General features: G+C 35.1%; 13 protein-coding genes and 1 tRNA gene. 11 read left to right on the top strand and 3 right to left on the bottom strand.

Annotated elements, in window-relative coordinates; genetic code table 11:
- Positions 1–4 precede the first annotated feature (4 nt).
- Positions 5–397, bottom strand: coding sequence for a hypothetical protein (locus ACQH2O_RS05340; RefSeq protein WP_006279962.1), 393 nt, complete (start codon positions 395–397; stop codon positions 5–7).
- Positions 398–466: 69 nt separating this feature from the next.
- Between ACQH2O_RS05340 and murG the strand changes: the two genes are divergently transcribed.
- Positions 467–1498, top strand: a complete 1032-nt coding sequence (gene murG / locus ACQH2O_RS05345; protein WP_007549072.1) for an undecaprenyldiphospho-muramoylpentapeptide beta-N-acetylglucosaminyltransferase — start codon at positions 467–469, stop codon at positions 1496–1498.
- Here the strand turns inward: murG and gshB are convergent.
- Both gshB and ACQH2O_RS05355 read right to left on the bottom strand, forming a co-directional pair.
- Positions 1483–2412: a glutathione synthase gene (gshB, locus tag ACQH2O_RS05350; protein WP_038198626.1), complete on the bottom strand. Its 930-nt coding sequence runs from the start codon at positions 2410–2412 to the stop codon at positions 1483–1485. The genes murG and gshB overlap by 16 nt on opposite strands.
- A 60-nt stretch (positions 2413–2472) precedes the next feature.
- A complete protein-coding gene (locus ACQH2O_RS05355; protein ID WP_010962515.1) occupies positions 2473–3069 on the bottom strand; it encodes a BON domain-containing protein in 597 nt (198 codons plus the stop codon).
- A 140-nt stretch (positions 3070–3209) separates the two neighbouring features.
- Between ACQH2O_RS05355 and ACQH2O_RS05360 the strand changes: the two genes are divergently transcribed.
- The 10 genes from ACQH2O_RS05360 to recJ all read left to right on the top strand — a co-directional run bounded on the left by ACQH2O_RS05360 (position 3210) and on the right by recJ (position 14845).
- Positions 3210–3291 (top strand) — tRNA-Leu (locus ACQH2O_RS05360).
- Positions 3292–3449: 158 nt separating this feature from the next.
- Positions 3450–4784 carry a trigger factor gene (tig, locus tag ACQH2O_RS05365; RefSeq protein WP_010962514.1) on the top strand — a complete coding sequence of 445 codons (1335 nt, stop codon included), beginning with the start codon at positions 3450–3452 and terminating at the stop codon, positions 4782–4784.
- Between the two features lie 11 nt (positions 4785–4795).
- Entirely contained in the window at positions 4796–5422 is a 627-nt protein-coding gene (gene clpP, locus ACQH2O_RS05370) for an ATP-dependent Clp endopeptidase proteolytic subunit ClpP (protein WP_006280254.1), read from the top strand.
- Positions 5422–6699 (top strand): ATP-dependent Clp protease ATP-binding subunit ClpX, encoded by a 1278-nt coding sequence (gene clpX, locus ACQH2O_RS05375; RefSeq protein ID WP_006279985.1) that lies wholly within the window; start codon positions 5422–5424, stop codon positions 6697–6699. Before clpP ends, clpX begins: the two co-directional genes overlap by 1 nt.
- Positions 6700–6714: 15 nt before the next feature.
- Positions 6715–9168, top strand: coding sequence for an endopeptidase La (gene lon, locus ACQH2O_RS05380; RefSeq protein ID WP_425385121.1), 2454 nt, complete (start codon positions 6715–6717; stop codon positions 9166–9168).
- Positions 9169–9457: 289 nt separating this feature from the next.
- The gene (locus tag ACQH2O_RS05385; RefSeq protein ID WP_010962510.1) at positions 9458–10753 is read left to right on the top strand and encodes a Na+/H+ antiporter NhaC family protein; all 1296 of its coding nucleotides are present in this window, start codon (positions 9458–9460) and stop codon (positions 10751–10753) included.
- 34 nt (positions 10754–10787) lie between these two features.
- Positions 10788–12047: a cbb3-type cytochrome c oxidase subunit I gene (locus ACQH2O_RS05390; protein WP_010962509.1), complete on the top strand. Its 1260-nt coding sequence runs from the start codon at positions 10788–10790 to the stop codon at positions 12045–12047.
- Between the two features lie 645 nt (positions 12048–12692).
- Positions 12693–12815, top strand: coding sequence for a hypothetical protein (locus ACQH2O_RS05395; protein ID WP_264374369.1), 123 nt, complete (start codon positions 12693–12695; stop codon positions 12813–12815).
- Entirely contained in the window at positions 12812–13045 is a 234-nt protein-coding gene (locus ACQH2O_RS05400; RefSeq protein WP_010962507.1) for a hypothetical protein, read from the top strand. The genes ACQH2O_RS05395 and ACQH2O_RS05400 overlap by 4 nt, the downstream gene beginning before the upstream one ends.
- 60 nt (positions 13046–13105) lie before the next feature.
- A complete protein-coding gene (gene recJ, locus ACQH2O_RS05405) occupies positions 13106–14845 on the top strand; it encodes a single-stranded-DNA-specific exonuclease RecJ (protein WP_425385122.1) in 1740 nt (579 codons plus the stop codon).
- Positions 14846–15064: the final 219 nt, after the last annotated feature.

Here is a 15064-nt window from a genome sequence, read left to right on the forward strand (position 1 = left end):
TGAACTAACGTTCCATCGTTTTAGAGTTGTCAATGTCTTGAGTAGTAGTTTGATTAGGCACTTTAGTTTCAATAGATTGATTACCACCAGCATCAGAATTCTGTAACTCTTCTTTCAATCCCTTAGCTGCTTCTTTAACTTCAAGCTTTGCCTTTGGATGAAGATCTTCTGGGCCTTTTCCTTTAGTATCCAAACCTTGTTGTAGATTAGTGCTTTTCATTTTATTATGCTGCTCGTGCTCAGGTAGGTCAACGACCGAATTGAAAAGAATTTTTATTATATTTTTTAGCAGTTCTAAAAAACCTCCGCTTCTGCCTTCTCTTTGTTCTTGAGGTTTATTTTTCTCATTAGGTTCTTTTTTACTATTACTTTTAGGCATTTTTAACTCAACTATCATAACGCTTAATAAAATTCTACGTGCAAATTGTTAAATAACAGTTAACAATCTAGGATTTATTATTTACAGATGGATATTATTTTAGCAACAGGTGGCACAGGTGGGCATATCTTTCCGGCCATAGCTTTAGCAAAAGCACTAAAGACACAAGGATACAATTGCATATTATTCACTGATAAAAAAACAAATAAAAATACCGACATAGAAAGCTACACCTTACCATTACGTAGACCAAGCAGCAACAAATTTAAGTTTTTCCTTTTCTTGATATACAGCTCTATGTTAGCACTGTATCAAGTAAGAAAATTAAAACCAAAATCGGTCATTGGTTTTGGTAGCTATGCTTCTTTTCCAACTCTTCTTGCAGCAAGAGTTCTTTCTATACCTATAATTTTACATGAACAAAACACAGTTTTAGGGAGAGTAAATAGATTCTTTTTCAAGAGTGCAAAATTAATTGCAACCAGCTTTCCGGAGACTAAATATGCAGAGGGCAATAAATGTATTTTTACAGGAAATTTTGTTGATATAAAAGCACAGAGCCATTCTAGCACTGAGAAAATCCTAAATATATTGGTCATAGCAGGCAGCCAAGGTGCAAATTTTTTTGATGATGTAGTAAGCAGCGTAATTTGTGATTTACCTATTAAAATGAAAAAGAAAATTAGAGTGACGCAGCAATGTACGAAGAAAAATGTAAACAAGGTCAAAAGTCTATACAAAAGTGAAAAGATCGATTGTGAATTGAGTGAATTTTTTGATGATATGGAGAATAGACTGGCCAATGCTCACTTGGTAATTAGCAGAGCAGGAGCAACTTCAATAGCAGAGATCACTCTTGCTAGGCGTTCTGCTATATATATTCCTTACCCTTACTCAAAAGATAATCACCAATTTTATAACGCAAAATATATTGAAGACTCGAGAGCAGCTATAATAGTTAAGCAGAATAGTGAAGCAAAAAAAAATCTAACAGAGGTACTATTTGATCTATTAAATAATTCTCAAAAATTGCGTGATATGACCAATAGTACAGAAAAAACAGGGATAAAGAATGGGACTACTGAGTTTGTTAAGGTGATTGTTCACAGGTTTAGTTGATGGCTGCTTGCTTTTTCTTCAAACACGTCCCAAAGATCCTTTTCTAGCGATATATTATACAATTTATTGATATAAACTACTCCCGTGGGTGAAGTTGTGTTAATTTCGAGCAGGAAGTCATCTATAATATCAATACCAACAAATATTAGCCCTCTTTTCTTTAATTCAGGACCAATTTTGTTACATATTTCATTGTTTCTATCGTTCATTTGAGCGGGCTCAAAACTTGCTCCAAGTCGCATGTTTGTTCTGATCTCTCCACTGATTTTTGGAATTCGTTTCATTACACCAATTGGTTGGCCATAAAGTAGCAATATTCTTTTATCTTTATCTATGTTTTTACAAAATGATTGTGCAATCACAGGGCATTCGTATTTTGCTATCATGAGATCCACTACTACTTGAATACTATTCTCATCTTGTATTCTTATCACATCGTTTCCTCCATAACTATACAATGGCTTCAGAATAATATCTTGATAGTTGTAGTAGAAATCTCTAATCATTGATATATTTTCAGTAATCAAAGTTGGCGGAATTAGTTCTGGAAATAATGAAGTTATCAATTTTTCAGGACAATTTCTTATTTCTGTTGGATTGTTAATTACCAATGCGCTAGTTTTTTCTAAGATATATGTTGTTGTAATGTAACGCATATCAAAAGGTGGATCCTGTCTGATAAATATGATGTTCATTTCATTCAAGTTGATAGCTACATCTTTTTTGGAGATAAAACTAAAATCATCAACGCTGACTTTCTGAGCAAAAGCAATTGGATAGTTTAGCTTTAGTGCTAAATTATCAGGAGTATAAACAAAAATTTCATACCCCCTCCTTTGTGCTTCTTTTATTAGCGCAAATGTAGTATCAGTTTCAAAATTTATATTTTCATCCATCTGAAAGGCAATTTTCATTTATGTTCTCTACCTATTGTCACAACTGTACAAATGTTATAATTTGAAAGCGATTTTTGCCTAATGGCGTAACTTACTGTACCTGTATCGTACATAACTTACAACTTGTTTTACTCCCTTTACTTTTCTTGCAATTGCTATTACAGCTTTTAATTCCGCTTTATTTTGGGCTATACCCATCAAATAAACAACTCTATCAACCGTATTAACGCTATAATTAATTGACTTAATATTTCTTTTTCCCAGGAGTCTTGTTCTTATTTCCGCTGTTATCATGCCATCTACAGTGGTGTCTAGCATGGAAGCCATTTGAATTGGTATTACTCTTATTTCATTTATCACTTCTTTAATTTCTTTTTGCTGCCAAGCTATTTTTTCTGCTGTAAGTTGTTTTTCAGGAGTGTCAACACTTCCAATGAGCAATACTCTTCCTTCACTTACTTTAACCTTTATGGATGAAAATAGCCCATGTTTTAAGAGCCCCTTATTAATTCTGATGACCATAGTCGTATCATCAATGATATTTCCCAAGGATTTGTCCTGCATTGTTATTGCTGTTGCTGCCGCTGTAGCCACCACACCACCTATTATAAGGGTTGTGCAACCACTTTGTGTAATCAAAAAAATTGCGAGTAAGAAGCTTGTTATTAATCTCATTATTGATTTTCAGGGTTTAGAGCTTTCATTAAGAAATGTTAATAAGCTTTTTTGATTGTGTAAATACCATAAATTAAGTAAGACTTTAAACCTTGAATATTTTTAATGGAATACCTATAATAGGGTACTAAAAATTTCTTGCGGATATGGCGGAATTGGTAGACGTGCCAGGTTTAGGTCCTGGTGAGCTTGCTCGTGGGGGTTCAAGTCCCTCTATCCGCACTTTAAAGTCATGTAACTTAGGTTTTAAGGGAAAATTTATAATCACTAAATACACTTTTGTTTGTGTAAAAACCTGTTCTTAAGGATTGTGTTTAACTTAAATTCTGGTAAAATGACTCTATTAAGATATGAATTAAAATGTTAATAAATGAATTATGATGTCTAATAATATACCTCAAAATACAGTCGAAGTAAGTAGCGTATATACCTACAAAGAGCTTAGTATAGATAAACTAAAGTATGAGTATGAAATCACAGTTGGTAGTGATTATATAAAACAAAAGGTAAATTCCAGGTTGCAAGAGATAGCAGAAAATGCAAAATCACCTGGATTTAGGGCTGGAAAGATGCCCTATGACCTTGTTGTTGCAAATTATAAAAACGAGGCTTTGGAATATGTGATAAATAATACAATTGATTATTGCTCAAGTGATTTGATGAAAAAAATTGAAGTCAAGTCTCACATTTATCCTAAGGTTGATGTTATATCATTACCAGATCTGGGCAAAGAAAATGAGGAGGGCAATTTTGTATACAAGCTATCTTTTGAGTCGATGCCTGAAGTACCAGTGATAGATCTTGACAAAATAAACTTAAAGAAAATTGAAGCAAAGATTGAAGAGGAAGATATAAAAGAATTTATTGATTCTATTAAAACAAAGTTCCCCAATTTCGCCTCTGTTGATGATGCTTCTTATCAAGCGAAAGATGGGGATAAATTGATAATTGATTTTGAAGGGCGGATTAGGAATAAGCTCTTTCAAGGTGGAAGTAGCAAAAATTTTGCCGTTAATTTAGGGTCTGGCACATTTATTAATGGTTTTGAAGATCAATTAACTGGTATGAAAAAGGGAGAAACAAAGAACTTTAAGTTGAAATTTCCTGAAAATTACCAAGCCATTTCCCTTGCAGGACAGGAAGCTGATTTTTCTGTGCGAGTTAATGAGATTCAAATTGCCAAAGATTTTGAAAATGATGATGAAATAGCTAAGAGTATTGGGTTTAAAGATTATTCTTTGCTAATAAATCATGCAAAAAAAATGATTGGTGATCAGTGCACCGAAATGAGAAATCTCTTAATTAAAAAGGAGCTGTTTGATTATTTGGATGCTAATTATAGTTTTGATTTACCCACAGACATAGTAAAACAGGAGCAACAAAGAATGGAAGGAGAATTGGGTGCTCAAAATGATTCTCGTAAAGAAGCTGAAAAACGTGTAAAGCTTGCTATGTTATTTATGAAATTTAGTGCAGAACATAAAATATCATTAACTCAAAATGATGTTTTGAGTGTTATTGTAAATCAATATGTCAGTAAAGATGTGCAATTTGACAGAGTACTTAAGCATTTTGAATCAAATAAACAATTTCAAGAATTAGTTAGAGGGCAAGCGCTTGAGTATAAAGTGACAGATTATATAATAGAAAAAGTTAGTAAAGAAGAGCAGATTGTTTCTGTGAAAGAATTAAAGGAATTATTTGATAATATTTAATAGGGAAAGGTATGACTCTTATACCAATTGTAGTTGAACAAACTAGTCGCGGTGAGCGCGCTTATGACATATATTCAAGACTAGTGAAAGAAAGAATAATTTTTGTAACAGGTCCTATTGAAGACAATATGGCCAGTGTAATAGTAGCACAGCTTTTATTTTTAGAATCGGAAAATCCCGATAAAGACATTTGTATGTACATCAACTCACCAGGTGGTGTTGTAACTGCTGGTTTGTCGATCTACGATACAATGCAGTATATAAACCCAGACGTTTCAACTTTATGTATAGGTCAAGCTGCGTCTATGGGTTCTTTATTGCTTGCAGCTGGTACAAAAGGTAAGCGCTACTCTCTACCTCATTCAAGAATTATGATACATCAGCCATCTGGTGGTTATCATGGTCAAGCAACTGATATAGAAATACATGCTAATGAAATTTTGCGGGTTAAGAAAAAACTAAATCAAATTTATGAAAAACATACTGGAAATTCACTGAAGAAAATTGAAGGAATGATGGAAAGAGATAAATTCATGGATCCTGAAGAAGCAAGGAAAATTGGCTTAATTGACAGGGTGATAGCTGAGCGTACAGATATTGAAATTGAAAATATTAAAGTTAAACAAAAGGTGGGTTAATGGATAACAATAATGATTTACACTACTGTTCTTTTTGCAACAAGGCGCAAGATGAAGTAGATAAATTGATTACTAACTCTTCGGATGGTTTAAAGGTGTTTATTTGTAATGAGTGCATAGAATTATCCCATAAAGCAATAAGTCAAAAGAAAGATAGATCTTTTAATTCAGATCGTATATCTGATATGAAGCTATTACTAAAGAAACCTGAGGATATAAAAAACTTTCTCAGCAAGCATGTTGTAGGTCAAGAACACGCGCAACACGTTTTATCTGTAGCTATGTATAACCATTGTCAATCCATGGTACAATTTCATGCTATAAGTGATATTGAAATCGAGAAGTCAAATATAATGCTTATTGGTCCCACTGGTTCTGGTAAGACTTTGCTAGCCAAAACACTTGCTAAAGTTTCAGATGTGCCATTTGCTATGGCTGATGCGACAACTTTAACTGAGGCAGGTTATGTGGGTGATGATGTAGAAAGCGTGTTGTCGCGTTTATTACAAGCTGCAAATTATGACGTTGTAAAAGCACAGCGTGGTATAGTGTTTATAGATGAAATAGACAAAATTACAAGAAAATCTGAAAGCACTTCAATAACCCGTGACGTTTCAGGTGAAGGGGTCCAGCAAGCTCTGCTTAAGATTATGGAGGGTACAGTTGCTTATGTTCCGCCACAAGGAGGGCGAAAACACCCACAACAAGAGTTTATACAAGTGGATACTAGTAACATACTGTTTATTTGTGGAGGAGCTTTTGAAGGCCTCGATAAAATTATTGAAGCGAGAAAAAAGGGAACGTCAGTTGGCTTTGGAGCAGATATAAGTCAGTCTAAAGAGCAAAAGAAAAAGAATGCTTTACATGATGTTCAACCTGAAGATTTAATCAAATTCGGTTTAATACCCGAATTTGTAGGGCGGGTTCCAATAACTGCTGTTTTAGATGAGCTGGATCATGAAGATTTAATACATGTGTTGACAGAGCCAAGGAATGCACTAATAAAACAGTACAAAGCATTGCTTGCGTTTAGCAAAGTAAACCTTGAGTTTTCAGATGAAGCAATATCAGCTATTGCTAAAAAGGCTATAAGCTACAAAACAGGTGCAAGAATGTTACGTGCTATCTTGGAGTCACTTTTGCTTGACATTATGTATACATCTGGAAACGGAGGCTTTGAAGGTAGCACTATAGTAATCACTAAGAAAATGGTAGAATTAGGAAAAGCAACGGTTAATCATAATAACAATGGCAATGTTATAACGGTTAATGATTAATTTGAGGCATATATTATGAACATTGAACGTGCTGTAAGCTCTAGTTTTACTGCATTGCCAGTATTACCTTTAAGAGATGTAGTAATTTTTCCAAATATAATGGTGCCTTTATTCATAGGCAGAGAAAAATCTGTTAATGCACTAGAGTATGCAATAAGTAGTAGTAATCACCAAAATGAGATTTTTCTTGTAGCACAGAAAGATGGCTCTGTTGATAATCCAGAGCCTGAAGATCTTTATGAAGTAGGTGTGTTAGCAAGCATTGTACAACCGTTAATAAAATTACCTGACAATGCAGTAAAAGTTATAATCCGGGGGATAAGAAGGGGAAGAGTTGTAGAATATATTAGCTCTCATACTTTATTACAAGCCAGGGTAGAGTTAGACAATTATTATAAAGAAGATGAAGACAATATTGATTTAGAAGCTTTAAGGCGGTCTGTTGTAGACGCGTTCGATAGCTGGTGTAAGCTAAACAAGAAAAATCAACCCGAGGTTGCCATTAACTCCATTGATCAAATCAAAGAAGTTGATCAACTTGTAGACACGGTAGCTTCACATTTAAATATAAAAGTATCAGATAAACAAAGTATACTTGAGGCTTATGACCCAGAAGAGCGTTTAAAAAAAGCTTTTGCTTTTATTGAGAGAGAAATGAGTATTTTGAACGCACAAAACCGTTTATATAAGACAATTAAATCGCAAGTTGAAAGCACTCAGAAAGTTTACTACCTTAACGAGCAATTGAAAGCTATACAGAAAGAATTAGGCGAATTTGAGAATGGTGATGAAGGGAATATACTCAATGAATTTGAAAAAAAGATAAATGAAACAAAGCTTTCTCAGGAAGCAAGAGAGAAAGCTATAACTGATTTGAAGAGATACAAGAAAATGAATCCCATTTCTCCTGAAGCTACAGTTATATCTAGTTACTTGCATTGGTTGCTTGAGTTGCCATGGGGAAAGTACAAAGATGCAAAAATTAACTTAAATGCAGCTAAGAAAATCTTAGATGAAAATCATTATGGCATAGAGAAAGTAAAAGATAGAATAATAGAATTTTTAGCGGTATTAAAAAGAGTAAAAGAGATAAAAGGTCCTATACTTTGCTTAGTTGGACCGCCAGGTGTTGGTAAAACTTCTTTAGCTAAGTCTATGGCAGGAGCAGTAGGAAGAGATTTTGTTCGCATAGCTCTTGGTGGTGTGCGTGATGAGTCTGAGATACGAGGGCATAGGAAAACTTATATTGGCTCAATGCCTGGTAAAATCATTCAACACATGAAAAAAGCTAATTCATGCAACCCGCTTTTTCTGCTTGATGAAATAGATAAGATGGGTTCTGATTCGCGTGGCGATCCTGCGTCTGCATTACTTGAGGTTTTAGATACTGAGCACAATAAACACTTTACGGATCATTACTTGGAAGTTGAGTTTGATCTTTCAAGTGTAATGTTTGTAGCTACGGCAAACAGCTTAAATTTACCACATCCTTTGCGTGATAGGATGGAAATTATACAATTGTCCGGGTATACTGAAGATGAAAAAATCAGTATTGCTACACACCACCTTATTCCGAAGTTAAAGAAGGAGCATGGTTTGTATCAGAAGGAATGGGACATAACTAATGAGGCGTTATACGAGTTGATACGTTTATATACACGTGAAAGTGGTGTGCGGAGTATGGAAAGGGAGCTTGCAAAGCTCATGAGAAAGGCAGTTAAAGAAATATTGACTGATAAAAATAAGAAAATATCCGTAGGGGTTGACAATTTACAAGATTATTTAGGGGTACGTAAATATACCTTTGGCATTGCGGAAAATGAGAGTTTAGTAGGAATAGTAACTGGGCTCGCCTATACTGAAACAGGTGGTGATATTTTGATGATAGAATCAGTCCTAATTCCGGGCAAGGGAGAAATAAAATACACAGGAAAGCTTGGAGAGGTTATGCAAGAATCTATAAAAGCTGCGTATAGTTATATTCGATCAAATTGTTTGTTTTTTGGTATAAAGCCCGAAAAATTCCAAAATAATGATATACATTTGCATGTACCTGAGGGTGCTGTACCAAAAGATGGCCCTTCTGCTGGCGGCGCGGTATGTACGTCTATTGTTTCTCTTATGACAAATATACCAGTTAACAAAAATGTTGCTATGACAGGCGAAGTGACATTGCGTGGTAGAGTTTTAGCTATCGGGGGCTTGAGAGAAAAATTGCTTGCAGCGCTCAGAGGATCAATCAAAACTGTGATTATACCAAGTGAAAATGAGAAAGATATGCAAGAAATTCCGGCAAGCATCAAAGAAGGGATCAACGTAGTTTTTGCTAAGAATATTGATGAAGTTATGAAAGTTGCTTTAATGCACCCTACTACTCCAATTAATGGTGATGATAATCAAAATAGTGTGCCTTCCTCTATAGAAAATAAAGATGATACTTTTCCTATATCGGAAACATTGAAGCATTAGATTAAGAAAATATTATCAATCTCCATTTCTCTTTTATCCGGCAAGAATCTACCAGCTTGTGCATTCCATAAGGATATGACTTGCTTTGTTGTTATGTCATTCATATTTTTTACTTATTCTATCTCCCAGTTTTATTCAAGTAGATGATATATTATAATAGTCCTTTTCATGGAAACCTTTTCTGGTAGATTGCTTTCTAGAAAAACCTTGGTCAAGGTGCTAACTGTGGTTTATAATAATATAAATCATATCATAGTTGATTTGCGTTTATCAGAGCTGGAGTAGAGGTATGTTTTATCTTACAAATTTTTTGCCTATTTTACTGTTCCTATTTCTTTTTGTAGGAAGTGGTATATATTTTACTATTCTTGGCGTGTCAAATGCTTTTTATCAGTTATCTCCACTGGTAGCCATTGTTCCTGCCATAGCTCTGGGTTGGGTTTTATACAAGGGCAATACTGAAGAAAAAATGTATGCCTTTCTAGATGGGGTAAGAGATCGTAATATTATCACTATGTGTATCATTTTCTTACTTGCAGGTGCATTCAGTGAAGTAACTAAAGCAATCGGTAGTGCTGATGCCACAGTTAATTTGGCTCTTTCATTTATACCAACACAATTTTTACTCATAGGATTATTTTTTGTAGCAGCTTTCATCTCCACTGCTATTGGTACATCAATGGGCACCATTGCAACAATTGCTCCTATTGCAGTTGAACTGACACAAGCTGGGATTTCTCCTTCCTTAGGAGTTGCAACCGTTGTAGGAGGAGCAATGTTTGGCGACAATTTATCTATTATCTCTGATACTACAATTGCATCTGTGATGTCTCAAAAGGCTGATATAAAGAAAAAATTAAAACTGAATGCAAAAGTGGCACTAATTGCTTCTATATTCACAATAATTATATTATTTTATAGCTCAAGCAATAGTGCTGCTATTTCAGTTAAGGAGTATTCTTTATTGCTTGTGACTCCTTACATAATACTTATATTGCTTGCAAACTTTGGAATAAATGTATTTACGGCATTGGTTTTAAGCATAACTTTTGCTGGAATCATTGGATTTATAAATAACAACAATCATGGTTTATTGTTTTTAAGCCAAAACATCACCAAAGGGTTTATGAGTATGCATGAAATTATGCTACTGTCATTGATGGTTGGCGGGCTTTCAGGACTGGTAGGTAAAAATTCTAAGGAGCTTGCAGATAAACTTTCATCTTGGGTTATGATACAACGTGGTGGACAAAAAACTGCGCAATTATTTATTGCAAAAATAGTCAGCATATTTGATATTTTACTTGCAAATAACACCATCGCTATAATTTTTAGTGGTGAAATTGCTAGAGATATTGCTAAGAAATATGAAATACCGCCTCACTATAGTGCAGCATGGCTAGGCATATTTTCTTGTGTATTTCAAGGATTAATACCGTATGGCGCTCAATTGCTTTTGGCTAGCACTATTGCTGGAGTTTCACCTTTGGCAGTCGTGCCACACGTATACTATTGCTATGTTTTAGGTATTATTGCAGTGTTATATATTGTATTGAACAAAATTGAGAAAAAAGATTGTGCTTAATATACAAGACAACGCTCCGCTCTGTAGAAAATGGATGTTCTTGGCAGTATGTGCTCTTGCTTGCTCTGGGTTACTGTCAATAATTGTTATTTTTCTACGATTGCCTTTTATCTCCTCTCTTGTTCCTTCTGCACAATATATTTTTGATAATGCGCTGGTAATACACGTGAACTTGTCAATTTTAGTGTGGATGTGCTCTATAATATCTCTGCTCTTTATCATAAACCTACAAAATACCAATAGTTGGTTTAACTTTTCATGGGTTCTATCAACCCTTTCGATGCTGCTCATGTTTATATCCGCATTCGTTCCAAACACTGAAGTTATCAAAAGTAACTATATTCCCGTATTACAAAACAAATTATTTTTACTTGGACTCAGTTTATTTATTGCCAGTATATTAGTAAATACAATGCTAGCATACACATCAAAAAAAGAGGTTTCATTTCTCTCTGTTGGGCAAATTGGGCTAGTTATTATACTTGTATCGTCATTTCTTTGCTTTGTTTTAGCATATAATAATATGCCTCCAGGTCTATATCACTCAGATAATAATTTATTTTACGAATATCTCTTTTGGGGAGGCGGACATTTATTGCAGTTTGCTTTTACTCAAGGAATGTTTTTAGTCTATTTAATAATGCTAAGTTCCAATGATATTAGTTTAGCTTCAAACAATAAAATTACTATTTTACCACTATTTATAAACACGATTTTAGCTGTAGGCGCACCGTTTGTATATTTTGTTTATCCAGTTGATAGTGCCAAGTTAATACAGTTTTTTACTTGGCATATGAGGATTGCTGGAGCAGTTTTGCCGTGCTTTTTGATAATATTAGTGTGCTACAACATCAGAACTTTTATTAATGATAAAAGCAACTATTTATTACATTCATTTTTGTTGTTCACTTATGGAGATGTGCTCGGAGTGTTGACTATTGAAGGTAATGTCACGATTCCTGCTCATTATCACGGTTCTGTAGTTGGTATCACTATAGCTTTTATGAATTTTGTCTACTGGATGTTACCTAAATTAAACTTTAAAGAGATAAAAAGTTCCATGGTAAGATTACAGATTTATGCCTACAGTATAGGGCATTTTCTCCATATCACTGGCCTTGTGTGGCTTGGTGGATATGGTGCTTTAAGGAAGGTTGCAGATCTGCCAAGTATTTCGTCAATGTTAGCACGCACGTGCTTCATTATAGGTGGCGCTATATCAGTTGTTGGTGGAATGTTGTTCGTAATAATTGTGCTTTTACATCTGTTAAAAGGCAAAGCGCGTACCAACTGACCCATAGAAACAAAAAAAACTTCCTTGACAAACTCCGCCAGCCCCCTTATCATGAAACTGAAGCTATTTATTTATCTTCTCTGTACAGATTAAATGACAAAAAAACTCACGTATCTGGCGTCCCATGTTTAATTTTTTGCACTATGTGCACCTTATGTCTTTATAAAATTTCTAAGTTTTTACCTAATATAAGCTGAAATGCGCTTATAAAGCATTTAAAACATCAAAAAACGCCGATTTAAAAAATGGATAGTGAATAACTAGCTACCCTAGGGTTTCTTTTGCCTTTTTTTCTGTTTAGTAAATTTCTTAATGTTTATAATTTAGATTAGTTGCGGCTTAAAAGCAACTAAATCGCGGTTATTAAGCGTTTAGAATAAAAAAACGCCATACTTGAAAGTATAATGTAAGTAATTAGCCAACCACGGGGCTTCTTTTGCCTTTTTTTTCATTTGGTAAATTTTTTAATATTTATACGGAAGGTAGCGCGTGACGCTGGAACCCCAAAAAAAGGATGATGTCATCCCAGTGCCCCTATGATGTCATCCAAGTAGCCTCCCTCTCCTGTCATCCCAGTGCCCAGACACTGGGATCCAGCATTTCACTCAATCCCATCAAGAACGTTGTATTTTACATAACACTTTTATGCTTACCAACTTAATAAAATTCCTGGATCCCAGTGTCAGCTACTCGGATGACAAAAAAAGGAGCACTGGGATGACAGGAGAGGGAGGCTACTTGGATGACATCATAGGGGCACTGGGATGACACCATTCTTTTTCCTGGATCCAAATAGTCAAGGCACTGGAATGACAAAAAAAGGAGGCACTGGAACGACAAAGTGGAGTGTCTGCTTCTGTCATCCTATGATAGCTAAAAAGACCTGGTCACGCGCTGGAATGACACCGAAGGGGCTACTGCCCTCTTGGATGGAGACCAGTGTCAGCTACTTAGATGATACCTTTTTTCTACTTAGTTTAGGTTATGCAGAAGTCTAATACAATTATAGAACAAGCTTAAAAATTCTGGTAAAGTAGTTTTATTTACAAAGAAAGAATATGCTACTTGAAATTGAAAAGCGCAGCATAACAAATGCATTGTGGAAGTTGCAAGAAGCAGATCAAAGGCAAATCTTAACTCTTACACAGAGATTTGAGTTACCAGAAATATTAGCAAGAATATTGGTTACTCGTGGTGTTAACATAGAAAATGCAAGCGACTTCTTATATCCACTAATCAGATCGCTATTACCAGATCCCTTTCACCTTCTTGATATGGATAAAGCTGTTTCTCGTATAATACGGGCAATAAAAAATGATGAAAACCTTGCAATATTTGGTGACTATGATGTTGATGGTGCAACGTCGTCAGCATTGATTAACAGGTACCTGAGAGCAATCGATATACACTCTATAATCTACATTCCAGATCGTGTTGATGAGGGTTATGGATTAAACACAGATGCTTTATTACAACTTAAAAAGAATGGAATTGATTTATGTATTTCCGTTGATTGTGGTACGCTTGCATATCAACCAATAGAAGATGCAAAGGCTTTTGGTCTTGATATTATAGTTGTTGACCATCACCTTGGTACGGAAAAATTACCAAGCGCCGTAGCAGTTGTGAATACAAACCGCCTTGATGAGAGCTCTCCTTATAATAACCTAGCAGCAGTTGGAGTGTCATTTCTGCTAATTGTTGCTCTTAATAAAAGCCTACGTGAGCAAGGATTTTTTACCAACAAAAAAGAACCAGATTTATTTGATCTGTTGGATTTGGTTGCCCTGGGAACTGTCTGTGATGTTATGCAGATCACAGGCCTCAATAGAGCACTTGTCTCACAAGGATTAAAAGTTATGTCAACAAGAAAAAACGTTGGCTTGCGTGTTTTATTTGATGCTTTGGGAATCCTTGAAAAACCAAGTGTTTCTCGATTAGGGTTTAGTATTGGGCCATGCATAAATGCTGGAGGAAGAATTGGAGAAGCATCGCTTGGTGCAAGGTTGCTTTCCACCGATGATGATGAAGAGGCACATTCAATCGCGCTAAAATTAATAGATTTGAATAATGCAAGAAAAGTGTTAGAAAATGAGGCTCTCTTGGAAGCTACAGCACAAGCGGAAAAGTCTGCCCAATCAGGTGCGAATTTTATAATGATAAGTGGCAATTGGCACCAGGGAATAATTGGTATAATTGCATCAAGGCTAAAGGAGCAGTTTCACTTGCCAACAGTAGTGATATCTTTAAATAATGGAATAGGAAAAGCAAGCTGTAGATCAATTTTGGGAGTTGATATCGGTGCTGCAGTCCTTTCCGCAAAGTTTATAAATTTGATTATTGAAGGTGGTGGCCATAGTATGGCGGCAGGATTTTCAATTAAAGAAGACAAAATAAATGATTTGCATGATTTTTTTACTGAAAGATTTTCAAACTCTATAAATGAGAAAACTTTAAAAGCTGATAGTATAGTAACTGCTAAAGCAATAAACTTATCTCTGTGGAACCAACTGCAACGCTTGGGACCATTTGGAGTTGGAAATCCTGAACCAAGGTTTATTATCCAAGGAGCAAAGATAAGAAAGCCTGAAGTTATAGGAGTTGACCATATAAAATGTTTTATTGCTGATGATAATGTTATGGTAAGAGCTATTGCATTTCGTTCTGCAAATACTCATCTTGGCTCTGCTATCATGCAGGGTAATGTTAAAGCTATTTTGGGTAAAATCTCTATGAATTACTGGAATGGCAATGAATTTGTACAATTTTTAATAGAAGATGTATTGACCATAAGTTGAGTGTATCTGTTCAGCAGAGTGGCAAAATAGGTAGACAAGATAAACCAAAAAATCGAGAAAAAGTGAGTTTACAACAACTGGTGTCATGAAATTATCTGACACTGATTTCCATCCAAGAGGGTGTCATCCCAGTGCTCCTATAATGTCATCCCAGTGCGTGACACTGGGATGACACCCTACTTAACCGTCATACCGCGATTCATTCGCGGTATCTCTTAG

It is taken from the genome of Wolbachia endosymbiont (group B) of Schoenobius gigantella (assembly GCF_964031005.1).
GTDB classification, from domain to species: domain Bacteria; phylum Pseudomonadota; class Alphaproteobacteria; order Rickettsiales; family Anaplasmataceae; genus Wolbachia; species Wolbachia pipientis.